Annotated in this window: 24 protein-coding genes and 2 pseudogenes; 15 read left to right on the forward strand and 11 right to left on the reverse strand. The window is 57.5% G+C overall.

The window, feature by feature from the left end; genetic code table 11:
- Positions 1 to 250 precede the first annotated feature (250 nt).
- From nadA to OVA03_RS06910, 5 genes are all read left to right on the forward strand, one after another.
- Positions 251 to 1,372, forward strand: a complete 1,122-nt coding sequence (gene nadA / locus OVA03_RS06890; RefSeq protein WP_267527396.1) for a quinolinate synthase NadA — start codon at positions 251 to 253, stop codon at positions 1,370 to 1,372.
- Positions 1,373 to 1,435: 63 nt separating this feature from the next.
- Entirely contained in the window at positions 1,436 to 2,986 is a 1,551-nt protein-coding gene (locus OVA03_RS06895; protein ID WP_267527397.1) for an L-aspartate oxidase, read from the forward strand.
- Positions 2,986 to 3,867: a carboxylating nicotinate-nucleotide diphosphorylase gene (nadC, locus tag OVA03_RS06900; protein WP_229807597.1), complete on the forward strand. Its 882-nt coding sequence runs from the start codon at positions 2,986 to 2,988 to the stop codon at positions 3,865 to 3,867. Before OVA03_RS06895 ends, nadC begins: the two co-directional genes overlap by 1 nt.
- Before the next feature lie 60 nt (positions 3,868 to 3,927).
- On the forward strand, positions 3,928 to 4,185 hold the full coding sequence (locus OVA03_RS06905) for a type II toxin-antitoxin system Phd/YefM family antitoxin (RefSeq protein WP_267527398.1): 258 nt from the start codon (positions 3,928 to 3,930) through the stop codon (positions 4,183 to 4,185).
- Entirely contained in the window at positions 4,182 to 4,433 is a 252-nt protein-coding gene (locus OVA03_RS06910; RefSeq protein WP_267527399.1) for a Txe/YoeB family addiction module toxin, read from the forward strand. Before OVA03_RS06905 ends, OVA03_RS06910 begins: the two co-directional genes overlap by 4 nt.
- Here the strand turns inward: OVA03_RS06910 and OVA03_RS06915 are convergent.
- The 5 genes and pseudogenes from OVA03_RS06915 to pgsA all read right to left on the reverse strand — a co-directional run bounded on the left by OVA03_RS06915 (position 4,405) and on the right by pgsA (position 9,341).
- Positions 4,405 to 5,523: an acyltransferase family protein gene (locus tag OVA03_RS06915; protein ID WP_267527400.1), complete on the reverse strand. Its 1,119-nt coding sequence runs from the start codon at positions 5,521 to 5,523 to the stop codon at positions 4,405 to 4,407. The two genes, OVA03_RS06910 and OVA03_RS06915, sit on opposite strands and share 29 nt — an antisense overlap.
- 117 nt (positions 5,524 to 5,640) lie before the next feature.
- Complete coding sequence (locus tag OVA03_RS06920) at positions 5,641 to 6,627, reverse strand: HlyD family secretion protein (RefSeq protein WP_267527401.1); 987 nt, start codon at positions 6,625 to 6,627, stop codon at positions 5,641 to 5,643.
- A 29-nt stretch (positions 6,628 to 6,656) separates the two neighbouring features.
- The gene (locus OVA03_RS06925; protein ID WP_267527402.1) at positions 6,657 to 7,358 is read right to left on the reverse strand and encodes an ABC transporter ATP-binding protein; all 702 of its coding nucleotides are present in this window, start codon (positions 7,356 to 7,358) and stop codon (positions 6,657 to 6,659) included.
- Positions 7,355 to 8,495: pseudogene (locus tag OVA03_RS06930) on the reverse strand (ABC transporter permease). Before OVA03_RS06930 ends, OVA03_RS06925 begins: the two are co-directional and overlap by 4 nt.
- 222 nt (positions 8,496 to 8,717) lie before the next feature.
- Positions 8,718 to 9,341, reverse strand: coding sequence for a CDP-diacylglycerol--glycerol-3-phosphate 3-phosphatidyltransferase (gene pgsA, locus OVA03_RS06935; protein WP_189485652.1), 624 nt, complete (start codon positions 9,339 to 9,341; stop codon positions 8,718 to 8,720).
- Positions 9,342 to 9,759: 418 nt separating this feature from the next.
- Here pgsA and OVA03_RS06940 point away from each other — a divergent pair, with 418 nt between their 5' ends.
- Complete coding sequence (locus tag OVA03_RS06940) at positions 9,760 to 9,987, forward strand: hypothetical protein (protein WP_267527403.1); 228 nt, start codon at positions 9,760 to 9,762, stop codon at positions 9,985 to 9,987.
- Between the two features lie 13 nt (positions 9,988 to 10,000).
- Here the strand turns inward: OVA03_RS06940 and uvrC are convergent.
- A pseudogene (gene uvrC / locus OVA03_RS06945) lies at positions 10,001 to 11,879 on the reverse strand (excinuclease ABC subunit UvrC).
- A gap of 326 nt (positions 11,880 to 12,205) precedes the next feature.
- Here uvrC and OVA03_RS06950 point away from each other — a divergent pair.
- Positions 12,206 to 13,270 (forward strand): acyltransferase family protein, encoded by a 1,065-nt coding sequence (locus tag OVA03_RS06950; RefSeq protein WP_267527404.1) that lies wholly within the window; start codon positions 12,206 to 12,208, stop codon positions 13,268 to 13,270.
- Here OVA03_RS06950 and OVA03_RS06955 read toward each other — a convergent pair whose 3' ends face one another.
- A complete protein-coding gene (locus OVA03_RS06955; protein ID WP_267527405.1) occupies positions 13,271 to 13,744 on the reverse strand; it encodes an NUDIX domain-containing protein in 474 nt (157 codons plus the stop codon).
- 193 nt (positions 13,745 to 13,937) lie between these two features.
- Between OVA03_RS06955 and OVA03_RS06960 the strand changes: the two genes are divergently transcribed.
- From OVA03_RS06960 to OVA03_RS06980, 5 genes are all read left to right on the forward strand, one after another.
- Positions 13,938 to 14,696, forward strand: coding sequence for an SDR family oxidoreductase (locus tag OVA03_RS06960; RefSeq protein ID WP_267527406.1), 759 nt, complete (start codon positions 13,938 to 13,940; stop codon positions 14,694 to 14,696).
- A 73-nt stretch (positions 14,697 to 14,769) separates the two neighbouring features.
- Positions 14,770 to 15,306: a 6-pyruvoyl trahydropterin synthase family protein gene (locus OVA03_RS06965; protein ID WP_267527407.1), complete on the forward strand. Its 537-nt coding sequence runs from the start codon at positions 14,770 to 14,772 to the stop codon at positions 15,304 to 15,306.
- Positions 15,303 to 15,656 (forward strand): dihydroneopterin aldolase, encoded by a 354-nt coding sequence (locus OVA03_RS06970; protein ID WP_267527408.1) that lies wholly within the window; start codon positions 15,303 to 15,305, stop codon positions 15,654 to 15,656. Before OVA03_RS06965 ends, OVA03_RS06970 begins: the two co-directional genes overlap by 4 nt.
- On the forward strand, positions 15,653 to 16,183 hold the full coding sequence (locus OVA03_RS06975; RefSeq protein WP_267527409.1) for a DinB family protein: 531 nt from the start codon (positions 15,653 to 15,655) through the stop codon (positions 16,181 to 16,183). The genes OVA03_RS06970 and OVA03_RS06975 overlap by 4 nt, the downstream gene beginning before the upstream one ends.
- Positions 16,184 to 16,305: 122 nt before the next feature.
- Entirely contained in the window at positions 16,306 to 16,707 is a 402-nt protein-coding gene (locus tag OVA03_RS06980; protein ID WP_267527410.1) for a DUF4870 family protein, read from the forward strand.
- Positions 16,708 to 16,716: 9 nt separating this feature from the next.
- On the opposite strand, the gene OVA03_RS06985 is transcribed toward OVA03_RS06980, so the two are convergent.
- The 3 genes from OVA03_RS06985 to uvrB all read right to left on the reverse strand — a co-directional run bounded on the left by OVA03_RS06985 (position 16,717) and on the right by uvrB (position 20,422).
- The gene (locus OVA03_RS06985) at positions 16,717 to 17,337 is read right to left on the reverse strand and encodes a DUF3617 domain-containing protein (RefSeq protein WP_267527411.1); all 621 of its coding nucleotides are present in this window, start codon (positions 17,335 to 17,337) and stop codon (positions 16,717 to 16,719) included.
- A gap of 88 nt (positions 17,338 to 17,425) precedes the next feature.
- Positions 17,426 to 17,938: a hypothetical protein gene (locus tag OVA03_RS06990; RefSeq protein WP_267527412.1), complete on the reverse strand. Its 513-nt coding sequence runs from the start codon at positions 17,936 to 17,938 to the stop codon at positions 17,426 to 17,428.
- Positions 17,939 to 18,274: 336 nt separating this feature from the next.
- Positions 18,275 to 20,422: an excinuclease ABC subunit UvrB gene (uvrB, locus tag OVA03_RS06995; protein ID WP_267527688.1), complete on the reverse strand. Its 2,148-nt coding sequence runs from the start codon at positions 20,420 to 20,422 to the stop codon at positions 18,275 to 18,277.
- Positions 20,423 to 21,131: 709 nt separating this feature from the next.
- Here uvrB and OVA03_RS07000 point away from each other — a divergent pair.
- The 3 genes from OVA03_RS07000 (at position 21,132) to OVA03_RS07010 (ending at position 24,998) form a co-directional block, all read left to right on the forward strand.
- The gene (locus tag OVA03_RS07000) at positions 21,132 to 22,328 is read left to right on the forward strand and encodes a cell wall hydrolase (RefSeq protein ID WP_267527413.1); all 1,197 of its coding nucleotides are present in this window, start codon (positions 21,132 to 21,134) and stop codon (positions 22,326 to 22,328) included.
- Between the two features lie 402 nt (positions 22,329 to 22,730).
- Positions 22,731 to 24,458, forward strand: coding sequence for a methyl-accepting chemotaxis protein (locus tag OVA03_RS07005; protein WP_267527414.1), 1,728 nt, complete (start codon positions 22,731 to 22,733; stop codon positions 24,456 to 24,458).
- Between the two features lie 171 nt (positions 24,459 to 24,629).
- Complete coding sequence (locus OVA03_RS07010) at positions 24,630 to 24,998, forward strand: hypothetical protein (protein ID WP_267527415.1); 369 nt, start codon at positions 24,630 to 24,632, stop codon at positions 24,996 to 24,998.
- Positions 24,999 to 25,120: 122 nt separating this feature from the next.
- Here OVA03_RS07010 and OVA03_RS07015 read toward each other — a convergent pair whose 3' ends face one another.
- Positions 25,121 to 25,258 carry a hypothetical protein gene (locus tag OVA03_RS07015; protein ID WP_189485640.1) on the reverse strand — a complete coding sequence of 46 codons (138 nt, stop codon included), beginning with the start codon at positions 25,256 to 25,258 and terminating at the stop codon, positions 25,121 to 25,123.
- Positions 25,259 to 25,493: the final 235 nt, after the last annotated feature.

Raw genomic sequence — 25,493 nt, forward strand, 5'->3', positions numbered from 1 at the left:
TCTCCTTATGAATCCGGTATGGGATATATGATAATGCCCACATAAATATGCAATTAAATCCTTCGGCATCCCCCGAAATGAACCATAAAAAACCGATGCTTAAAGGGTGCGACATGTCACCGCATCGTCATATTTGTACGCACCTCTGCTAAATTGCACTTGAATAGTTCGAAGATAGGACTATTTTAATGACACCTTATGCTAAAATTGAGCATAAGGTGTTGCCCTTGCGGTTGTACAGGAGAAGCCCATGCCTTCGACTACCCTTGAGTTCACGCCCGCCGCTAAGGCCCCGCCTGTGGCGCTGGACTTCACGCCGCAGGTCGAGGCCGACACCGCTGATATATATGCGCGCCTCAAAGGGAAAGTCTCCCCCATCGAGTGGCAGCTTCAGGCCCCGCTGATCTCTGAGATCAATCGCCTCAAGCGCGACATGAACGCCGTCATTTTGGCCCACAACTATATGACGCCTGAGATTTTCCACGGCGTGGGCGACTATGTAGGCGACAGCCTCGGTCTGGCGCGCGAAGCGGCCAAGTCCAAGGCCGAGATCATCGTGCAGGGCGGCGTGCATTTCATGGCCGAAACCTCTAAGATTCTGGCGCCTGAAAAGACCGTGCTGATCCCTGACTTACGCGCCGGCTGTTCGCTGGCGTCATCGCTTAACGGTGACCAACTGCGCCTGATCAAGCAGCGCTATCCCGGCCTGCCGGTTGTCACCTACGTCAACACCACCGCCGATGTGAAGGCCGAAACCGACATCTGCTGCACCTCGGCCAACGCCGTGCAGGTCGTCGAGCACATTGCCCGCGAATGGGGCGTCGACCGCGTCATCATGGTGCCGGATGAGTTCCTGGCCCGCAATGTGGCGCGCCAGACGAACATCGGCATCATTGCCTACAAAGGCGCTTGCGAAGTTCATGAACGCTTTAATACCTCCGACATCGCCGATGTGCGCGCCGCCCATCCGGATGCGATTGTGCTGGGCCATCCTGAATGCCCGCCGGACGTGATTGCCGCCTGCGATTTTACCGGCTCGACCACCGCCATGATCGACTATGTCACCGACCATAAGCCCAAGCAGGTTGTACTGGTGACCGAGTGCTCTATGGCCGACAATGTTGCCGCCGACGTCGAAGGCGTTGAGTTCCTGCGGCCATGCAATCTGTGCCCGCACATGAAGCGCATTACGCTTGACGGTATCTATCAGTCGCTGCTGCATCGTCAGTATGAAGTCACCGTCGATCCCGCGATCATCGACAAGGCCCGTATGGCCGTTCAGCGCATGATCGACATGCCGCCTCTGAAAGTCCCCGCGCGCTACGACATGATCAAGGCCCGCCACCACGTTGATGTTGAACTGATTAGTTAAGTGGGGTCACGGACCCCACACCCCTTAAATATATCAGGGCCGCTAGGGCCGCTGGAGGCACTAATGCCTGAGACCTATATTCATAACGGCCCGTTGGTGATCGGCGCAGGATTAGCCGGGCTGTCCGTCGCCCTATACACCGCGCCGCTGAAGACGCTGGTGCTGGCGCCGGTCGCCCTGGGCGTGGCCTGTTCGTCGGCCTGGGCGCAAGGCGGGATCGCCGCCGCCCTGTCTGATCAGGACACCCCCGAAGCCCACGCTAAAGACACCCTCGATGCCGGAGCCGGTATCGTCGATCCGCTCGCCGCCAGGACCCTGACTGAAATGGGCCGCCATGTGGTTGAGCACCTGTCTGACCTTGGCGCACCGTTTGACCGCAAGCCCGATGGCTCTTTCGTGTTGAACCGCGAAGCCGCCCACGGTCTGGCGCGCGTCGCCCGCGTCGGTGGTGATCTGGCCGGTAAGGCCATCCTGACCGCCGTCGCCGAAGCCGCGCGTAACGCCGCCCATATCGAGATCTGGGAGCAGGCTTTTGCCACCGGCCTGATCACGTCCATCGACGGCGTGGTCATCGGCGCGGTCGTAAGCTACGAGGGCAAAACCCTGCACGTCTATGCGCCGGTCACGGTCATGGCGTCCGGAGGGCTGGGTGGGCTTTATGCCGTCACCACCAACCCGCCCAACCTGCGCGGCGACGGTATGGCGATGGCCGCCCTTGCGGGTGCGGTGATCGCTGACCCTGAGTTTGTGCAGTTTCACCCGACCGCGCTTAATGTCGGCCTCGAGCCCGCACCGCTGGCGACCGAAGCCCTGCGCGGCGAAGGTGCAACTTTGATTGACAAAGACGGCATCCGGTTTGTGCTCGAAGACCATGAGGACGGCGAACTGGCCCCACGCGATATCGTGGCCCGCGCGGTCCATAAGGCCAATGTCACTGGCCGCGGCGCGTACCTTGACGCCACCACCGCGATTGGCGACCACTTCCCGGCCGAGTTCCCGACCGTTTTCGCCTCCTGCCAGAGCGTCGGCATCGATCCCCGTACCCAGGTCATGCCCGTCGCCCCCGCCGCCCACTATCACATGGGCGGGATATCGACCGATATCCATGGCCGCAGTTCATTAAGAGGTCTTTATGCGGTCGGCGAATGTGCCTCGACCGGCGTGCACGGCGCCAATCGTCTGGCGTCCAACAGCCTTTTGGAAGCCGCCGCGTTTGGGGAGCGGGTCGGCCTAGAGTGCGCCCAGACCCTAAGCGATGCGCCATTCACACCGGACACCGCCGCCGCGGTCATCCCGGCCCTGCCGCCCACGCTCCCGCCGGAAAATCTGCAAGCCTTACGTGACGCCATCAGCCACTACGCCGGGGTTGTGCGCGATGAAACCGGCTTAAAAACCCTGCTAAATCAGATCGAAGACCTCGAAAACCAATATGCCGGGTCGCTGGCACTGATAAATGCGCGCCTGATTGCACTTTCGGCCTTGCGCCGAAAGGAAAGTCGGGGTTCTCATTACCGGAGCGACTTCCCCCAGCTTAGTGATCCGCCGCTTAGGACGTTCACCACCTGGGCACAGTGTCGCCCGAAATTGCCGGAGCCCCAACTGGAGATCTTCTGATGGACAAAGCCGTAGCCCCCGCCAAGGCCCTAAGCATGATGACGGGTCTGCCCGACATATTGGTCGAGCCTGTTATCCGCGATGCTTTGCGCGAAGATCTGGGGCTGGCGGGTGATGTCACCGGCATGGCCTGTATCCCGCCCAAGGCGCGCTTTAAGGCGGAGTTCCGCGCCCGCGGCAATGGCGTCACTGCCGGTATCGATTGCGCCCGTCTGGCTATGGCCTTGATGGATCATCAGGTGCGCTTTGAGATCGTGGCACCGGATGCAACCCACGTTAAGGCCGGTGATGTCATCGCCCGCGTCGAAGGCAATGCCCGCGCCATTCTGGCCGCTGAGCGCGTGGCGCTGAATATGCTCTGCCACCTGTCCGGGGTGGCGACCCTGACCCACAAATTTGTCGCCTCCATTTCCGATCTGCCCGCCCGCATCGCCTGTACCCGTAAGACCACGCCTCTGTTGCGTGGCTTAGAAAAGCACGCCGTCAAATGCGGCGGCGGCCATAATCACCGTTACGGCCTCGATGACGCCATCCTGATCAAAGACAACCATATCGCCGTCTGTGGCGGTGTGGCTCAGGCCATGGAACGCGCCAAGGCCGCCGCCGGTCACCTTATGAAGATCGAACTGGAAGTCGATTCTATCGCTCAGTTAAAACAGGCCCTGCCATTTTCACCCGACGTTCTGCTGCTCGATAATTTCACCCTCGATATGTTCAAGGAAGCCGTCAAACTGGCTAAGGGCAAGACGATCCTTGAAGCGTCGGGCGGGGTCAACCTCGATACCGTGCGCGCTATTGCTGAGGCCGGTGTCGACATCATCTCGATCGGTGCCCTGACCCACTCAGCGCCTGTGTTCGATATCGGACTGGACGCGGTTTAATTCAACGACCTTGTGTTTCATGGCAAATTATTGTACAAAAATAAGTACAAGGATTTTGCCATGAAACACGTCACCTATTCCACATTTCGCGCTGATCTGGCCAATATGCTGGATAAGGTCAATGACGATCATGTGCCGCTGCTGATTACGCGTCAGAACGGTCGTCCAGCGGTCGTCATGTCACTGGAGGATTTCGCGTCCTGGCAGGAAACAGCCTATCTGATGGCCAGCCCGAAAAACGCGGAAAGACTAAGGGAATCCATAGCCCAAATTGAAGCGGGCAACTTCGTTGTACGCGATCTGATCGAAGACGAATGATCGGTTTTTCAAACCGCGGCTGGGAAGATTACATCTATTGGCAGTCTACCGATAAGGCTCAGGTCAAGCGGATCAACGCCCTGATCAAGGACGTGTTACGCCATCCGTTTGAAGGCATAGGTCAGCCGGAAGCCCTCAAGCACGAGTGGTCAGGTTACTGGTCACGCCGGATCGATCAGGAACATCGTCTGGTTTACAAGGTAACAGACGCAATAATCATCATCGCCCAGTGCCGCTACCACTACTGAGCCACCTTTGCACCCGCTGGCTTAAGGGCCGGTCAACCACGGCCTCAAATACAAACGCAACCACAATGGCGGTGACAATCCCGCTGCCCCAGACGGCCCATTGTGCGGTCACGGACAGCTCGAAACGATCTGTGACTTTCGGGATCAGCGCAAACCACACCGCCCCCACCAGCGAATGGGTCAGGAACAACGAAAACGACGCCCGCCCCATCTGATGGGTCAGGGAATTGCCGCGCAAACTCACCGCGCCGCCAAGAGCTATGAGGGCCGCCAGCAGCGACAGACCTATCGCATCACTGATCAGACCCCGGCCGTGAAGTTCAAGGTTCAAAATCGCCAGAACCGCCGCCGCTACCCCCGCAAAAAAGGCCGGCTTGCCTATACTGACGGGGGCCAACAACCGCTCAATCAGGCTGCCGGCTACAAACAACGGCACCGCCCGCATCAGGGCAAACCGGAATGGCAGGTCGGCAAAAGCATGGTCGACAGCGTGTGCCCCCGCAAACGCTGCCACCATAACCGCCGTCAAAAGCGCGGCCAATCCCGCGCGTGACATGGCCTGCACATGGCGGGCATAGAGCGCAAACAGGGCGTAACAGACAATCAGGGCCGACAAGGTCCAGGTAGGTACGTTCCAGCCCGGCTCCTCAAATCCGCCCCAGCCGTGGACCATGAACACCTGAGACACAAAGTCGATCAGGCTGTATTTTTCAGGATGGTTCGGCGGATAACCGAGCGCCGTTCCCCCGACGATCAGCACCGCCAGCAACAGCAAGACCACCATATGAGACGGCCACAACCGCCCGATTCGGCGCATCATGAACGGCCCCGTCGTGATGCGCCCGGCGGCCAGTCGCGCCCCATACGCCCGCGACAGCACAAAGCCCGACAGGATCAAAAAGAAATCGGTCGCCAGCCAACCCTGATCAAACAGCGGCGATAGCTCCGGCAGTATCACCGGCGCATTCTGGCCGAAGTGGTAGATCAGAATAAAGCCCGCCGCCAGAAACCGCAGCACATCAAGACTGGTCGCGCCTTTGCGTAGGGCAGGCTCATCTTTGCTGTCGCGGGGGCGGGAATCGCTGCTCATACAACCTCTTAAATATCCAACGGTGAGGCTGTGCAATAAGCGGGCCGAAAAAAAGCCCCCGGCCTTTGTTGGGCACGGGGGCAGTTGGCTCGAAAGAAACACTACGCTTACTGAAACTTATTTCTTGGCTTTTGGATCAACCGGCTTAGGGGCCTCACGCTTAATGCCTGCCTTTTCACCGGGCTTCATGAACTTGACCAGCACGCGCTGACCGATCAGGAACGGGGCGTCGTTGGCGGTGACCACCACCTCAACCACGCGTTCATCGGAGGCTTCGGTATTGCTGTCGGATTTCAACTTGCGCGCCCCAAAGGTGGCGGCAATGCGCTTGACCGAGCCAACATAGGTTTTGGTTTGCTCGACTTCGGGGATGATTTCGACTTCCTGACCGACCGTCACGTCGGGGATGGCGCTTTCGACGATTTCAGCGCGGATGATGCGCTCGGTCTTGGGCTCCAGATCAAACATGGTCGAGACGTTCAGGGTCGATGCCCCCGCGCCCGGATTGGCATAGCGGCGCACAATGCGGCCATCAGCCGGGGCGATAATGCGGGTCTGCTCCAGATCGTACTGCGCCTGAGCCAATGACGCGCGGGCGGTTGCCACCCCGGCCTGCTGGGACGCCAAAGTCGCTTCGGCCTCACGGATAGCGTCGCGGGTCGAGTCGATCTTGGTGCCGGACACAAAATTGTCCTTAGCCAGAGCGTTATACCGCTCATATTCACGTTTAGCCGTATCGATCCGCACCTGGGTCAGGCGCATGGCAGCGGTCGATTCCTGCACGGCAGCAGCAGCACGGGCAACGGTCAGGCGGGCGGCGTCATCTTCTTGTTTGGCCAGAATCTGGCCCTTGGTGACCGCATCCCCTTCCTGCACATAGACTTCATCGACGACACCGGCACGGCGGGCAGCGACTTCGATCACCCCGCCTTCGACGTCGACCTTACCGTTGGCGATGGCGGCATAAGGGGTCGGCGGGGCCTTGACCTCGGTCTTGCCCTTATCGGCTTGTGGCCCGCACCCCGACAGACCCGCGACGGACAGCACCGCGATGGGCAGGGCCAGCACCACCGATTTCATAAGTTTTGAGCGTCTGACTGACATGATATTTCTCGTGTACATCTTAATTGTTTTCAGGTGAGCGGCGTAATCTGGCGGTCATCCAGAATCTTACCGTCTTCCATGTGAATAATGCGGTCGGCATAGGCTTCAAGGCGCGGATCGTGGGTCACGCAGATCACCGCCGCCCCATGCTCCTTGGCCGCGCGGTGCAGCAGCTTGATGACCACCTGACCGCTGACTGAATCGAGCGCCGAAGTCGGTTCATCGGCAAACAGCAGTTGCGGGTTCTTCGACAGGGCACGCGCAATGGCGACCCGTTGCTTTTCCCCGCCCGACAACGCCGCCGGTGTCTGACGCAGGCGGTGCTCCAGTCCCACTTCGGTCAGGGCCGCAATCGCACGCTGACGGGCCTCAGGGCCCTTGACCTTGCAGAATTTCAGCACCTGCTCGACCTGCTGGGTAGCGTTAAGCGCCGGAAACAGATTGAAGCCCTGAAAGATAAACCCGCAATGATCGAGGCGGAATTTATCGATCTTAGCCTTCTTCTTCTTCCACAGGGATTCGCCCAGAGCAATGACCTCACCTTCATCAGGCTTCATCAACCCGGACAGCGCGGCAATCAGGGTCGACTTGCCCGACCCGGACGGTCCCATCACCATGGTCACCTGACCATGATAGGCGTTGAAATCGACATGGTTAAGCACCTGCTGCTTGGTCTTGCCGATCTTATAACTCTTGGACAACCCCTTGGCGTCAATGGCAATATTACTCATCTTAACAAGTCCGCAGGCTGGCTTTTCTTAAGGATGCCGAGCGAAAACAGACCCGACAGAATGGCAATGATGAGCAGCATGAACACGACCGGAATGACGATGCTCATCGGAAAATCCATCGGCACGGCATACGCATTGGCCAGAGCCGCCACACCGGCAACCAGCACCGCCGTCAGGCCAAGGCCCGCAATGCCTACCCACAGGGACAACTCCATAATGATCAGCCGCAACCGGCCCATCGATACACCCAAGGCCCGCAGGGAGGCGAATTCCTTGATATTGGCCAGAATAGCGCCCTGAAGGGTCTGCCAGGTGATGACGATACCGATAAAGATACCAACGACCACCGCAAAGCCGATCATGATCGAAATCCCGCCTTCTTTCATCATGGTGCCCTGATTGGCAACCGACAAATCTTCGCGGGTCCAGGCCTTAAACTGGCCGCCGCCGATGGCATTAAGCTCAGCCACGACCTGCTTGGCGCGGGTCGGGTCCTTGACCTTGACCAGCAGCGGGCCGACGCGTGGTCCTTCGTAAACAATGCCCAGCAGGCGGGCCGTCTGGCGCGAGGTAAAGACCATCGAATTGAACATGGACGGATAACCATCAACGGTGGCGCGGACGTTGACCGTCTGGCCGTTCATCTTGGCCTTATCGCCCAGCCCTACGCCCAGCTTGCCTAGAACCGAGCGGTCAAGCACGACCGCATAGGGCTCCTGCAAAGCCTGCATGACCGGCTCGGAGAAATCGCTAGGCAGGGTCACTGAACCCTCGAACGGATCGATCACAATGACCTGAACCCCGTCGGACTTGGCGGTCTGGCCGTCCTTGGGGAAGTTGGAAAAGTTGGCCCAGCTTCCGTTCATCGGCATGACTTCGGCCACTTCCGGATGCTGATACAGCATCGGGATAATCCGGCGCGGCTGGCCACCGGAATTGGCAAACAGGCTTTCCGACTGCGGCGGCAGCACCATGATATGGGCGGGGGACCTGTCGATTAGTATTGGTAAACGACTTGGCCATGCCCATGAACATACCGCTCATGGCCAGAACCAGCAGCCCGGCCACGGCCAGGGCGATAACGGCGGCCAGATACCGGCGCCATTCAAAAATCAGGGTAGATAAAGCTAAAGACATAGAACCCCTTCCTCACTGGGTTCAACATGTTAGCTTTTGCAACAAAGGTCTAATTAAATCGGTGTAATGCACATTACCGTTTGTTTATGCGCAATCACCCTCCCTTTTTTGCACCGCCGCTGAAATCGTGAGATTTGAGTCAGATAATAGCCGACAAGCGCCGCAGGTAGACTAACTACCTGCAAGCGCAGACTGCGTATTAGCTGGCCAAAGACCGCGATTTCAAATGTCGTGCTTGGCGGCGATGAAATATGCCGCGCCCGTCCAGACGGTGATGGCGGCGGCGATCCAGATCAAACCGTATGAAATCAGGGACATCATCGGCACATGGATCGGGTCGAAGTCAAAGGCGGCCCAGCTTTCGGTCAGGAGTAACAGGCCCAGCGCCACAAGCTGAATAGTCGTTTTCCACTTGGCCAGCAGGGTCACGGGCACGGCCACGCCGCGTCCGGCAGCGGCTTCGCGCAGGGCGCTGACGGCAAATTCACGGAACAGGATGAGCGCCGTCGGCAGGGCGATCACCGGCTGGGCGCCCAGGGCGAACAACCCAAGGATAGTGCCGCAGACCAGAATCTTATCGGCGATTGGATCAAGAATGGCGCCCCAGCGCGTTTCCGCGTGCATCTTACGCGCCAGATAACCGTCGGCGAAGTCGGTCACGGAGGCGACCACAAAGGCCACGCAGGCCCATCTTTGCATGGCGAACTGGTCATCGATGGTAAGGTATGCGCTCAGAAACGGTACGCCCCCCGCCGCCCCGGCCAGCAGCACGAACATGACCAGCCCGACCACCAGACGCACGGCCGTGATGGCATTAGGGATGGGGCTGACGTTTTCTTTGGTCATGGGGAATCCCTGCGATCTAAACTGGTTGTTCTTTTGGCATTTAATCACTCAGCGCTCAAGCCGCGAATTGGACCGCCACGGCGGCGTTAGCGCACTAAAATCTCCTAACTCAAGGGGCAAATGGCAATGCCTCACTTAGGCGAGCCTGTTTCACAATCGCACAACCTTTAGAGGGCATATGTCCCGCAATCGATTAATTTGCGACCCATAGCGCCCGCACACACCCATCTGTGGGCGAATCCTCCGGCCTAATTTTTATAAGTATATCATAAAGATAGCGGGATTGGTCTTTATCAGGACGGTTTATCCCATAAGCGGACGGCGGCGGCCCGCTTTATGCACTTAAGGCACTAAATGGCCTGTTCGGCGCGCAAACGCCCACAGGCTCAGGTTTCAAGTCAAAAAGGCCGGTAATATCATGTCGATAATGTCCCCGTTTCAAAACGAAGCATCAACTGAGCGCCGCGACCATAGCTGGTTGGGCTGGGTATTTCTGGTATCGTGGGTGGTGGTGATCGCCCTGACGGTCATAGTCCATAAATCATCGACCGATATCGTCCATACCTATGCCCTGCCGGTCATCGCGGGCAGCCTGTGGATGTCGGTCTATCTGCTGTTCCTGACCCCGGAACTGAATGCGGAGTAAAAACCCCGTCGTATCAGCCGTGAAAATAGTCATATATTTTCTGCGCCATAGCGGCATTGATGCCTTCGATCTTGATCAGGTCTTCGACGCGGGCTTCCCCCACTTCGCGGGCTGAGCCAAAGGCCTGTAGCAGGGCGCGTTTACGACGCGCACCGATGCCGTCAATCTCATCAAGCGGGTTTTTGGTCAGGGCCGCGGCCCGTTTCTGACGGTTGGCCCCAATGGCATAGCGGTGGGCCTCATCGCGCAAGCGTTGCAGGTAGTATAAAACCGGCGACTTCGGCTCCATCATGAACGGCAACCGCCCCGGCATGAAAAAGCGCTCCATGCCCGCGTCACGGTTCGGGCCCTTGGCCACCCCGACGATCTTGATTATCGCTCATGCCCAGTTCGTCCATGACGCCCAACACCGCATCAAGCTGCCCCTGACCGCCGTCAACCAGCACCAGATCGGGCTTGCCAAAGCCTTCGTCTTCTGAGGCATCCGACGCGCGGTTTTTCAGGCGCAGGAACCGCCGCCGGAATACCTCACGCATCATCGCATAGTCATCACCGGCCACGGTATCGAGGTCGCGGATGGTGAATTTGCGGTACTGCCCCTTAATGAACCCTTCGGGGCCAGCCACCACCATACCACCGACCGCATGGGTGCCACTCAGGTGGGAGTTATCGTAGATTTCGATGCGCGTCGGCGGGTTCTCAAGCCCAAAGGTCTCAGCCACCCCTTGCAGCAATTTGGATTGCGCCGACTGTTCCGCCATGCGCCGCCCCAGCGCCGCCTTAGCATTATTAAGCGCGTGCTGCACGACATCCAGCTTTTCACCGCGCTGGGGGCAGGTGATCTGCACCTTACGGTCGGCCTTAAGGCTCAAGGCCTCCATCATAAGGTCGGGTTCGCTCAAACCGTGAGAGATCAGCACCAGCTTCGGCACCGGCTTATCCTGATAGAACTGCCCCAAAAAGGCATCGAGGATATCGCCCTCAGAATCGGAAATATCAACGCGCGGGAAATAGGCCCGGTCGCCCCAGTTCTGCCCCGCCCGGTAAAACACGCTCTGGACGCAGGCATAGCCGCCTTCGGCATGGACGGCGAAGACATCGGCTTCGGCTTCGTTCAAGCCCACCGACGACGACATGACGACGTGATTAAGGGCGCGCATCCGGTCGCGCAGATGGGCGGCGCGCTCAAACTCCATGTCCTCTGAAGCCCGCATCATGCGTGCGGACAGGTCTTCGATCACCGCGCGGCTCTTGCCATTCAAAAAGGTCTGAGCCTGCTTGACCAGCTCACCGTAAGCTTCAAGGCCGATCTCACCGGTGCAGGGCGCTGAGCAGCGCTTGATCTGATGCAACATGCACGGCCGGGTGCGGCTGGCATAGACATTGTCGGTGCAGGTCCGCAGCAAAAATGCCCGTTGCAGGGTATCTAGCGTGCGATTAACGGCCTGGGTCGAGGCAAACGGCCCATAATATTCGCCCTTGATGCTGTGTGAGCCGCGGTGCTTGGTGATCTGCGGCGCTTCGTGATCCTTGCGCACCAGAATTTCGGCAAAGGATTTATCGTCGCGCAGCAGGACGTTGTAGCGCGGCTTGAGCGATTTGATCAGGCGCGCCTCAAGCAACAGCGCCTCACCTTCGGTTTCGGTGCGCACCAGCACCATTTCGCGCGTCAGCGACACCATGCGGGCGATGCGGTTGGAGTGGAACCGGCCTTGCGCATACTGAAGGATGCGTTTTTTTAAGGATTTGGCCTTGCCGACGTACAGAACCTCAGAGTCCGTGCCGATCATCCGATAGACGCCGGGCTTATCGGGGGCGAGCGCCGCCTCCTTGCGGATCAGCTCACCGCCGATCAGAAGCTCATTCACGGCCTCAAGATCAACCGGCGGCATGATCGGCGCTTCATCCACGTTCTGGGCTTCATCTGGCAAGGGCGGCTCTATAGTCAACGTTGTTCCTTTTAGAACCTCCCCTAATTTTAGGGGAGGAGGAGGCCAGCATGGCCGGAGGTGGGGTTAATCTGGGCACGGCTTAACCCCACCTCCATTGCGCTTCGCTTATGGTCTCCCTCCCCTCCTTGAGGGGAGGTTCTGGATAAGGAATCGCGGCTCAGTGAGGTGATAAATAAGTCGTCACCGGCTCAATACAATCTCTTTTTGTTCTCATCACGGCATTTTGCCCCTTGCCATTTCAAACAGACCGGATAGGGAAGCGCCGAATGTCGACCGAGCACCCTGAGATTAAATCCGAGATCAAGGCCCTGACCGGCCTGCGCGGGATCGCGGCCATCTATGTCGTGCTGTATCACATGACGGGGCACTACCGCTTTCCGGACGCGATCAGGCCGTTCATCAAGCACGGTTATATCTCCGTCGATCTGTTCTTTATCCTTAGCGGGTTTGTCATGGCCCTGACCTATGGCAAGCTGTTTATGGACGGCTTTAAGTGGCCAGATTATAAGCGCTTTTTGTGGGTGCGGCTGGCGCGGGTCTATCCGCTCTACCTGTTGATGACCGTGATCACCGCGATCCTGATCGTCACCGTGCTGGGCAAGACCTATTTCCGCGAAGACCTTGTGCGCGCCATCCTGCCCAACCTGACCATGACTCAGGCGTGGGGGCTGGCCAATTCAATCGTGCGACCAACCTGGTCGATTTCAACCGAGTGGATGGCGTATCTTCTGTTCCCGCCGTTTGTGTGGGCGGCGTTGCGCGCGCCTAAACGCGTAGCGATGGCCGGTGCGGTGATAAGTTTAAGCGTACTGGCCCTGATCGCCTTTGGGCCAAGCTTCTTAGCCAAGACCGAGCTTCTGCGCCGCACCGGCCCGCTCGATATCGCCTCATCCTATGCGCCGGGGACGATGCTCAGGTGTCTGGCGTCATTCTTTATCGGTCTGGTCGCCTATCGATTGCGCGATTTCGTCAGCGCCAAATGGGTCACGCCGACGGTTGTGGCTATCCTCGCCCTTTTGTTGTGGCGGTTTAGCGATATCGCGCTGATTGCCGCATTTATGGTGCTGATCATGGCCCTAAGCCACGATAAAGGGCCAGTGGCACGAGCCATCAATGTCAATTGGGTGCATGGGCTGGGGCTGTTGTCCTATGCCATTTACCTGATCCACGACGCGGTGCTGTATCTGATGTTCAAGGCCGCCCCGCCCCTGCCCGGCCCCAAGGAACTGTGGTTGATCATAAGCATGGCCGTCATCATAGGCCTGTCGGCACTGGCCCACTATGGCTTTGAGGTGCCCTCACGGCGTTATATTCGTAGATTTATCAAATAACTACCAGAGCGGATCAGCCGGAAATCCCCGCATAGCTTCATTGATCCGGTTGAGCGACCCGCGATTAGTATCTTCGGGCAGGTCATCAATCCCAAAGAAACCCACATTCTTGATTTCCCCATGCGATGTCATGTCGCCCGCCTCAAACTGATCGACCCGAAACAGCAGGACATGATCGCCGGGAAAGAACTGCTCATTGGAATGTACCGACAGCAGTTTCGGCGCTTCCCGCGCAATCACCCCGGCCTCTTCCTTAAGCTCGCGGATAACCGCATCGCCCGCCGTTTCGCCAGCATCGACCCCGCCCCCCGGCAACCACCAGCCCTTGAGGTAGGTATGCTCGACCAGCAATACCCGCTCGCGCTCATCGACCACCAGCCCGCGCACGCCCAAGGTCTTGCCCCGCGTCATGCGCGAATGGGCAAAGAACAAAGGCCGTGTATAGGGCTCAACGACGCGTTTCCAGTCTTCCATGCAGACGACTTCCTATTATTACTTTTAATCTTCATATAAAAAGACAACCCACCCGACGCAAGGCTTGTCACAGCGAAACGGTCAGGTTACACCAATCACAAATATGTATGGGAGATGACGATGGTAGCCATCGGTGTGCTGGCCTGTTTTCTGGGCTTTATAGTGGCTTTGAACCTGATTGACTTTGGCCGTATTGACTAACCTTTCTAAAGCCGCGCTGGTCACGGGGGCCGCCAAACGCATTGGTCGCGCCATTGCCTTTGAGCTGGCCCGTCATGGCTATGATATCGGCGTCCATTATGGCCGCTCAGACGACGATGCGCGTAAGCTGGTTGATGAGTTATCGGCGCTCGGCGTCATGGCGGTCGCCGTTCAGGCCGACCTGAGCGACACCCTAAGCGTCAAGGCTCTGCTGCCCAAAGCGGCCGAAGCGCTGGGGCCGATCAGCCTTCTGGTCAATAATGCCTCGGTCTTTTCCGATGACCGGCTGGGATCGATGACCGAGGCAAGCTGGCAATCCCACATCGATACCAACCTTAAGGCACCGGTGCTGTTGTCGCAGGCCTTTGCGGCGCAAGCCCACATCCCTGATGGGGCCTCGATCATCAACATCATCGATCAACGCGTGCTGAAGCCCTCCCCGCCCTTTTTCAGCTACGGTCTGTCCAAGGCCGGACTGTGGCACGCCACACGCACTTTGGCGCAGGAACTGGCCCCACGCATCCGCGTCAATGCGGTTGGCCCCGGTCCGACCCTGCCGTCGATCCACCAGAGCGCCGAGGATTTCGCTCAGGAAGCCCGCGCGATCCTGCTGCAAAAAGCGACCACACCGCAGGAAATCGCCGCCGCCGTCGCTTACCTTGCGACCGCCCCTTCGGTCACAGGCCAGATGATCTGCGTCGATGGCGGTCAGCATCTCAACTGGCGCACCCCCGATATGGCGGGGCTGTAACCCTCACATTATTTGACATGAAGCTCTATATAGGATTTAGCAACGCAAGCCTTTTGCCTGTCTTGAGCACAGTATGCCCCAGATTCAGTTCACCCGCCGCTTTTCCATGGCCCACCGCCTGCGCGCCGACGCCTCGTCGAAGTGCATGACGCCCCATGGCCATAATGAGTTCGTCAAGGTGACCCTGAAAGCCAAGCCCTCGGCTCCGGCCGTTGCGTGGGGTGACCGGAACTATGCCTTGAGTTTTGAGGCGCTGAAACGCGACTGGCACGCCTTTGTCGACAATGCGCTCGATCATGCCTTTCAGCTTGGCCATGACGACCCGATGATCGGCTATTTTCGGACGCATGAGCCGCAACTGCTGCCGCGCCTGCTGGTGATCAAAGGCGACCCCACCACCGAAGCCGTGGCGATGGCGCTCTATCATAAGCTGGGGGCCATCCTGTCCGCCCATGTGCCGGATTTCGAGTGCGTGCGCTTTGAGATCGAAGAAACCCCGACCAACAGCGTCATCCTCACCCTCGAAGATCTGGCCGAATGTAGCTTTGACTTCGGGGCCTGGACGCACCGCCCTGACCACAGCATCAACGATCTGGAGCCTGCCGCATGAGCCTGAAATCCCGTAAGATTTTCGTCCGGGGTTTAAAGGTTGAGGCCGCGATCGGGATCTATGACCACGAACATGGCCGCACCCAGCCCCTGATCATAGATGCCGTCATTACCGTCGGCACCCACCCCATCCACGGTCTGAAAGACACTCTCAACTACGAACTGGTCGGCCAGTTTGCCCGCGACATCATCGCCCGCGGCCATATCAAGCTGGTTGAATCTCTGGCCGAAGATATCGCCATGCACCTGCTTGAACTGCCGATTGCACACGCGGTCGAAGTCACCATCAACAAGCCCGAGGCCCTGTCCGATGCCGATCAGGCTGGCTGCACCGTCGTCCTTGAGCGATGACCCAGAAAGCCGCCCTGAACCATCTGGCGCAATATAATCAGTGGATGAACGCCAAACTGATCGAGGCCGTCCGCCCGCTTAGTCATGACGATTTGTGGGCTGATCGCGGGGCGTTTTTCGGCTCGGTCATGGGTACGCTCAACCATCTGATCGTCGCTGACATCATCTGGGGCAAGCGCCTGACGGGTCATGCCGCCAGCAGCGCGCTCACCCCGATCCATGATTACCCCATGCCGTCGGGTCTGAATGCGGTGCTTTATGAGCGGCTTGACGATTACATCCCCGCCCGTCAGGCGCTGGATCACTTAATGATCACCTATATCGACAGCCTTGATGAAGCCGCCCTCGAAACCCCGCTCAGTTACCGTCGCGTTAACAATGACCCTCATCATAAGACTTTAGGTCTCGTCCTGACCCATATCTTTAATCACCAGACCCATCACCGCGGCCAGATCACCACCCTTTTAGCGCAAATGGGCCTAGATGTCGGGGTTACGGATATACTAGCGCTTATCCCGGAGGTTTAAGCACTTGCGTCTGCGGCGCTTTGGTTTTTATACCTTTGACGCGCATTTTGTCCAAAAAACCGTTTCACACTTTTTGGAATGCGCTCTAATCTGATCACATCCTTATTTATCAGTTAGTGATCATGTCCTCCGAAACACCTGCCCCCTTGTCCGAAAAACCTGCGTCCCAGCTCAAAGCCTTTTTCGGCAATCCACGTCTGGTGCCGATGATCAACTATCTGCTGTTTTTCATTTTCCTGATGAGCCTTGGCTTTACCGGAATTCTGGCGATAACCCTGATCTACCTGTTTCAGGACAATGCCCCCGACTGGCTGAAATCCCATTATGAGTTCCAGAAGCGCACCTTCTGGATCGGGATTGCTCTGGTGATCGGACTGATCGTGATTACCGGCCTGAAAATCCCGTTTCTGGCCTGGGTGGCGTTCGGCAGCGTTTTTATCTGGACGGTTGGCCGCAGCGTGGCCGGCTTCAACCATCTGGTCCACAACCGCCCGTACCCAACCCCCAAGGGCTGGTTGATATAAAAGACCAGATTACTGACTGGCGCTATCAGATGATCCCGATTTATCAAGCAGGTTCATACGGACATCGCCGGGCATAATGATGTCGCCGCCGGTCATGCCAGACGAGCAGGCGCCGATACGGCGGGCCTTAACGGTGATGTTGGCCACACGGTTCATGTGCTCAAGCGCCGCGCCCGTTGTTTGGGACCTGGCCGTAAACGTATATTTGGTCACGTAGTCGCCGGTGATTTTGCCGCTGATTTCGGTCTTGCCGCCAGAGCCCATATCGCATTCAGCGATCATCGCCCAGTAGGGTTTGCCATCTTCATCTTCCATGCGCGACACTGCCGTCTTAACACAGCGGTCGTCGGACAAATCATTGCCGTTTATACCCAGACGCTTATCAGTTTCGGCATCAATACAAATGCGCGTGACCAGTGATTCCCCGTCAGAGCCTTCTTCGGAATAGGCTGTCTCCCACAAACCGGGCTTACGGGCGGGCATAGGCTCCATCGGTGGGGGTTTGGGGGCCTCGACCACCGGGGCTGGCGCAGGCGGCGGCGCCTCTTCCTTTTTGCCGCAGCCAGATAGCGAAATCATGACCACGGATGCGGCGGCGATAAGGGCGAAACCGTTTCGTGAAACGCGCATAAAGCCTCCGCAAACAAGACAATGACCCGCTTTCATAGGGAATAATTCCCCGTTTAGCGAGTCATTTTCAGTGGACGCCACCAAAGCCTTAGTTGCGCTTGGTGATGGCTTGCAGGGTTTGCAGGGTGCGCGGTAGTTCATCAGCCAGACGGCGACACAGTTCGCGCGATCCGACCGAATAGATATCCCCGCCATCAGCGATATCGAGCGCCATCTTGGCGGTCGCTTCCAGCAGCACTTCAAATTCCAGAATTTGCTCACGCGCCAGACGCTTGGCTTCTTCCTGAAGCTTGCGCACACGCTCATTGCGGCTTTCGCCCTTGGCCAGATAGGTTTCGGCCATGGAGGCGGTCACACTCACGTCAGGCAGATTTGCCGGGGTCAGGTTGATCGACGTCATATCAAGCGCAATCGTCGCCAGAGTGCCGTTGTGTGCAACATCCGCACCAAACCCGGATTCCCCGAACCCAGCTTCAATAATATTGCTGTGGCCATTGGTATGCCCGTTTGCGCCATGACCATTGGTGACGACAGCATTGCCGTTTTCCTTAGCGTGCGGCTTGGAGATCGGCGGCACGACATTTAAACGAGTTCTACGCATCCTCTTAACCCCACAATCCTTGTTTAACGCTTCACAAACGGACACTGATACAGCGACCTGACCGAAGTTATGCACAGGTCGGGCCACGCTTAAAATGTCATTTTGCCCCAACTCGACAGCGTTTTTCCCTTTTCGTGCCACATTAGCACATTTAAGTCTCAGCGGTGTGACATTTTGCGACAGCTAAGCTGTGATCACGCCCTTGTTATTTACTTATATTTACACGAACAGCGAACACACATCAGCGCGCAAATAAAGCCCCAATCGGTCATCAAAAAGCGATAGGCATATGACTTATGCACAGCCATAGTGGCCACATAGTCACAGTATAATAGCTTACCCTTCCCCGCCGCTGATCATATCGCGTGCAAACTCCAGATCGAGCAGCTTAAGTCGCTTGACCTCATCGCGCAGGCGAGCAGCTTCCTCGAACTCCAGATTGCTGGCCGCTTCTCGCATCCGGTTTTCAAGGTCTTTGAGCGTCGCCTGAAAGTTGGAGCCCAGAAACGGCTTGGTGTCTTTTTCGGCCACACCCATCGGCACATTGACCCGGTCGCCTTTTTCATAGGGGCTATCGAGGATATCAGCGATGCCGCGCTTCACACTTTCCGGCGTGATGCCGTGTTCCGTATTATAGGCCAGTTGCTTCTCACGACGGCGGGTGGTCTCAGACAGAGCCCGCTCCATCGAGCCGGTCATCTTGTCGGCATAGAGAATAACCCGGCCATCAACATTCCGCGCCGCCCGCCCGATCGTCTGGATCAGAGAAGTCTCAGAGCGCAGGAACCCTTCTTTGTCGGCGTCCAGTATCGCCACAAACCCACATTCCGGGATATCGAGCCCTTCCCGCAGCAGGTTGATGCCGATCAGCACATCAAACGCCCCCAGTCGCAGATCGCGAATAATCTCAATCCGCTCCAGCGTGTCGATGTCGGAGTGCATGTAGCGCACGCGGATGCCCTGCTCGTGCATATATTCGGTCAGATTCTCCGCCATCTTCTTGGTCAGAACCGTGACCAATGACCGATAACCCATTTTGGCGACGTTGCGGACTTCGGCGATCACATCATCAACCTGATTGGCACCATCTTTGGACACCGGACGGATCTCAACCGGCGGATCAATCAGGCCGGTCGGGCGAATGACCTGCTCGGCAAAGACGCCCTGGGTGCGCTCCATCTCCCACTTGCCGGGGGTGGCCGACACATAGACCGACTGCGGGCGCATGGCGTCCCATTCCTCGAACTTGAGCGGCCGGTTATCCAGACACGACGGTAGCCGGAAGCCATATTCCGACAGGGTCGATTTGCGCGCAAAGTCGCCCTTATACATGCCGCCGATCTGCGAGACCGAGACATGGCTTTCGTCGACGAACAGCAGCGCGTTTTCCGGCAGATATTCAAAAAAGGTCGGCGGCGGATCGCCCGGATTACGGCCGGTCAGGTAGCGTGAATAGTTCTCGATGCCCGCGCAGGCGCCGGTTGCCTCCATCATCTCAAGGTCAAAGGTCGTGCGCTGTTCAAGGCGCTGAGCCTCCAAAAGCTTACCCTCGGCCCGCAACTGATCCAGCCGAAGTTTAAGTTCGGCCTTGATACGGTCGATGGCTTGCTTAAGCGTCGGGCGCGGGGTGACATAGTGGCTGGCGGCATAGACCTTCAGGTCGTTCAGGTCGGCGGTTTTTTTGCCCGTCAGCGGATCAAACTCAGTCAGGGCCTCGATCTCATCGCCAAACAGCGAAATCCGCCAGGCCCGGTCTTCGTAGTGGGCCGGAAAGATTTCGATGACATCCCCGCGCCGCCTGAAACTGCCGCGCTCAAAGGCCATGTCGTTACGCTTATATTGCAAGGCCACCAGATCGGCGCGCAGTTGCGCCTCATCGATGATTTGCCCGACCTTCAGCTCAAAGGTCATGGCGGTATAGGTTTCGACCGAACCGATGCCGTAGATGCACGACACCGACGCCACAATGATCACGTCATCGCGCTCCAGAATCGCCCGCGTCGCTGAGTGCCGCATCCGGTCGATCTGCTCGTTAATCGACGAATCCTTTTCGATATAGGTGTCGGTACGCGGGACGTAGGCTTCGGGCTGGTAATAGTCGTAGTAGGAGACGAAATATTCGACGGCGTTATCGGGAAAGAACGCCTTGAACTCACTATAAAGCTGCGCGGCCAGCGTCTTGTTGTGCGCCATGATCAGGGCCGGACGCTGGGTCTGCTCGATGATCTTGGCCATGGTGAAGGTTTTGCCGGAGCCAGTCACCCCCAGCAGCACCTGATCGCGTTCATGGCCCTCAATCCCCGCCAGCAGATCGGCAATCGCCGTTGGTTGGTCACCGGCCGGTTCATAGGGCGCATTCAGCCGAAAGCGCTTACCGCCCTCAGACTTATCGGGCCGCTCCGGCTTATGCGGTACCCAGGTGGCAGGATGGGCAAAATCAGCCGCAAACGCCCCCGAATGATCCGAAAAGCCGGACGGGGCCATATCTGAAACGACGAACGGCGCGATGGGATGAGAACGTGTCATGAACACAATGTAGCTTTTTAAAATAAAAATGAAAGGTGCCAACACAAAATGTTTCAACCGCGCTCCTTTTGCACCCACCCTTCCGCACACGGCCTATTGACATGTATTCGCTCTCACGCGGCCCCGCCGAATTTCCTCATAGAGATCAAGGCCATTTACCGTCCCTGTGGATAGCCACATCTCTCAATACGGTAAAAATCACCCACATCTTTCGTTTAAAACTTTATTAACAGGCCATTAAATTGACCAACGCGCGACGAATACAGAACAGCCCAACAATAAAAATCAGGCAAACCGAAAAGACAAAGCAATTTATACTCACAAAGTCCTGTCAATATAAATCGCATTAACTACGACACGCCACCCCCATGAACTCTAGCTATAGTCTATTGTTTTGGGGCAGAACTGTGCTAAGTTCAGATCATATTCATAGCGAACACATTTTCGCCACATTTGTGATGTTAACCGCACCTCCGAACGCGGTGGCCCAAGGTTATAAGACGCTGTCCATGACAGGCCCGCGCGGCAAAAAGCCGTAGGTTCAGACTTTAAGTTAGTACGCTTAATTGAGTTGAATTTTACGCACCTTTTCCGGGGAGCCACAAAGGCTCTCGTCACATAGGACTCGAAACCTTTGGTTTTGAAACTTAACCTGCGTGTTCCGAAGATGAACCTCGCTGCCCGCACGAAAGCGCGGGCCATGATGGCGGCGTCATCTATCGGCCTTCTGCTGGGCGCTGCCGTAGGCGCAGCCTGGCTGGGTGGCCATATGTCACGCAACTCAAACGTCCACTCTCAGGCCGAGCGTCTGCTCGAAGTCGCGGATAACGGCTTTGCGGACGAACACTTTCTAAACATGTCTGCTGTGGCCCCTGTGCGGGCCCACGCCCCTCATAACACGATTGCCCTCTCTACCGATCAAGCCTCTGTTGACCGCAGCGCCATGGCGATCGCCATGCGCTATGATCCGGCCGTCAGCCCATCTCAGGCCCTGCGTGACCGTCAGTCGATCCTGCTGGCCCAGAACCTGTCGTCCCTGCGCGCCGACCCGCATCGCCCTCAGCGCCAGATCAGGGTTCGTAAGCAACCCAGCCATGACGGCGCTCAGATCGTTCAGGCCAGCCTCGGCATGGGCCTTAGCAAAGAGGGTCTTCTGGGCCGCCCACGCTCTCAGGCCGCCGCCCCCTTCGCGCTTGATAACCGCTCCCGCAGCGATATGGATTGCCTGACCCAAGCCGTCTATTACGAAGCGCGCGGCGAAACCGAAGCCGGTCAGCGCGCGGTGGCGCAAGTTATTCTGAACCGCGTCCGCCATCCGGCCTACCCCAAGACCATCTGCAATGTGGTCTATCAGGGCGCCTATCACCGCACCGGCTGCCAGTTCAGCTTTACCTGCAACGGCGCTCTGGGCCGCCGCGTTGAAAACTGGGCCTGGAAGCGCGCCGAGAAGATCGCCGCAGACGCCCTGTCCGGTCACGTCATGGCCAGCGTTGGCACCTCGACCCACTTTCACACCACTCAGGTCAATCCGTCGTGGTCGGGCCGCATGGACCGCATCGCCACCGTTGGCAGCCATGTCTTTTATCAGTTTAAGGGTGCCCGCTCCCAGATGGCGCGCAATAACCGCGGTATAAGCCCGTCTACCGCCCCGCAACTGGTCAAGGCTCCCGAAACCGAATCCGTGATCGAAGCGCCCGCCGATGACGTGACCACCGTTCTGAACCGCCAGCAGGGCCCCGAAATCCGAGCCATGCAGGTAACCGATACTCTCAAAGGTGCGACGGCTAACGAGCTGGTCAGCACCCTGACCAAGCCCGCCAAAGCGGCTCCGGCAGACAAAACAGCCCCCGGCGACGCGTCTTAAGACCAAAAGCGGCCCCAAAATCGTTAATGACACAAGATTTAGGCCCTGCCCTCCGGCGGGGCCTTTTTCATGCCAAAGCCCTACCTATGAAGACCTTAACTCGCCCTCGCCCTGTCTGATCATGGCCATATGGGGCATTGTAGCCGCCCAAATATGGTTAACCCTGCGGTCGGTAACCACCTTCCTTTACCGTGTTAGGAATTCGACAACTATAATCTGACATGTTGGCGCCCATGGCTTGAGGTCTGCGACTCATGCCGTGAGGCCGATTGATTCGGTACTCGCGCACCGACCCGCGGATCCCAGGCGACAGAAGAATGCTCTTAATATCAGGGGGGCAGCTTCTTGCTTTATGAATCTGGACTGGCCGGGGGGAACCCGGCAGGCATTAAGGGGCCACGCATGACGAAGCCAACCAAGATCCGCGCCAAGGGTAGCGGGATCAATATTTCAAACTGGTCATTTACGTTGAAGTTCATGGCGCCCGCCGCCGTGGCCACCGCGCTGATCGCCGCTCTGGCAGGTGGTGCGATCTACACCATGAACCAGCAGAGCAAGGCCATTGACGCCATCAACAACAAAAGCCTGCCGCAGGCCGTTGAGATGGGCGAGATCAAGGCTGAGATCCGCGAAGCCAACGGTGAATTCTTCCGCATCCTGACCGCTCAGGCCGCCGGTGTCGGCACCAACTCTGCCGCCAAGTCCGCCGAAGTCGTCGCTGACATCGGCAAGATCGAAGCCCACATCAAGCAGGTCGATGCCTCCGTCACCGACCCGAACCAGAAAAAACTGCTCGGCGAACTGTCCAAAGAAGTGAAGACCTATAAAGAGGCCGTGGACTTTGCCGGTCAGGTCATGGAAGTGGACTTCGCCTCCGTGGTTGGCTTCCTTGAGCAGTTCGATGCCGGTTACGCCAAGATGTCGGACCTCAGCGACCAACTGATCAAGGCAAGCGTCGCCTCGGCCAAGGCTGACGGCACCAAGGCTCAGCAAACCCAGAATTCGGCCATCGGCCTTCTGACCATCTTCGCTGTGATCATGGCCGCTGCGTCCTGCACCATCGCCTACCTGTTCTCGCGCACCACAGTCGCAGGCATCAACCGCATCGCCAAGACGACCGAAGAACTGGCCAACGGCCACCTGAACGTCGACATCAGCGCCCTGGCCCGCCGCGACGAACTGAAGTCGGTGGTCGAAAGCCTGAACGTGTTCAAATCGAACGCCGAAGAAAAAGAGCGCCTGATGGCTATCGAAGCCGCTACCGCCAAGACCCGCGAAGAACGTGCGCGTCAGATGTCGGAACTGGCTGAACGCTTCCGCCACGAAGCGCAGGACATGCTGGATGCCTTGGGTTCTGCCGCCTCTGACCTCGATGCTAACGGCCGTACCCTGCTGACCATTGCCCAGGAAAATGAGCGCCGTTCGCAATCGGCCGTCTATTCGATCCGCAACTCGGCTGACAACGTCCAGAACGTCGCCTCGGCCACGACTGAGCTTTCGGCCTCGATCGGCGTTATCGGTGACCAGGCCGTCCGCTCGGTGGAAATCGCCGCTGAGGCCGTGAGTGAGGCCGACCGCACCAATGACAGCATGGCTGAACTGAGCCGCGCCGCTGACCAGATCGGTGAAGTCGTTGACCTGATCAACGCCATTGCTCAGCAAACCAACCTGCTGGCCCTGAACGCCACCATCGAATCGGCCCGCGCCGGTGAAGCCGGTAAGGGCTTTGCGGTTGTGGCCTCCGAGGTGAAGTCTCTCGCCCAGCAAACCGCTAAGGCCACCGATGAAATCCGCGATCGCATCAAGGACATTCAGGGTGCCGCCCAGAACGGTGTCAACGCCATCCGCGGTATCGGAGAGACGATCAAGCACATGAACGAGATCGCCGCCTCGATCGCTGACTCGGTGCATCAGCAAGGCGACGCCACCAATGAGATCGCCCGCAACGTCAACGAAGCCTCCGACGGCACCACGACCGCCTCGTCTTCGGTCGAGCAGTTGTCGGCCTCGGCGGCGGATACGGAAAAGGCCTCAACTGAAATGCTCGGCGCTGCCCGTCAGTTGACCGACCGCACCCAAGCGATGAGTGAGAACATCCGCCGCTTCTTAAGTGAATTAACTGCGGCTTAACTATAAATACTTAACTATCACGAATATAGTTACACCATGTAACGCAAAGAGAACGGAGAAGTACTCACTTCTCCGTTTTTTTGTTGTTTTGAGTGGTTTCTTTTACGTCGTTTTAACTGTGCCCTTATATATTGGGGCTTCCACATCCCATTCAGAATGAGTGATCTTTACATGCGCAAGTCCCTTTTCATCGCCACCGCCTTTGCTCTCAGCGCCCTGTCGGCCCAAGCCTTCGCCGAGTGCGATGAAGCTCAGGAAGGCGTCGCCGGTAAGGCCGTAGCCGCCGCCGCGAAAACCGAAGTCTCCAAAGCCGTTGCCGTCACCGGCAAGCAGATGGTGACCCTGAACACCTGCGAAGTCCGCGCCGGCACCACCATCGTTGACTATAAGTATAACTTCCTCGGCGCCGATGGCCTGTACTGGGTCGAAGGCTCAGCCAAGGTTGCCGGTGGCGCCGTTTCGGAAATCAAGCTGCGTAAGCTGTCGCCAAACCTGGCTGACGCTTCAGGCAAGGCTGGCGTGAAGCTCGCTTCTAACTAAGACCTAATAATAATAAAAGAGAAAGCCTCTGCGTGAACAACGCAGAGGCTTTTTTTGTGCGCTAACACTTCGTTTCTTGAGCGCGAGCTTTTTTGTTGAGGTGATTTAAGTCAACTCAGGGACTACTTCTTACCTGTCGGTTTATAGTCCTGGGGACGACTGCCTGCGCCGGATGATTTTGGCCGGTTATTGACCAGGATGCCGCCCAGAAATGCGAATGAATTCAGGGCGTGTTGCATATTTTTGTCGTTGTCCTTCAATTTGCGTCTCCTTTTCCAACAAACAATACAAATGGACAAAGAGACGCGTCGCGGCTCGCAGGGGTTTTCACCCTCTCAGTCGTCGTCGCGTCACTGACATATGGTGACACAGAATTTACCAAACGCAAGAATTAATCAGAACCCTGATCATATATTTTCCATAAAAAATTATAAATAGTTGTTTTAATTATGCAAATATCAATATCAAAAACCCAAAAATCGCAAATTACACACT

It is taken from the genome of Asticcacaulis sp. SL142 (assembly GCF_026625745.1).
Classification (GTDB): domain Bacteria; phylum Pseudomonadota; class Alphaproteobacteria; order Caulobacterales; family Caulobacteraceae; genus Asticcacaulis.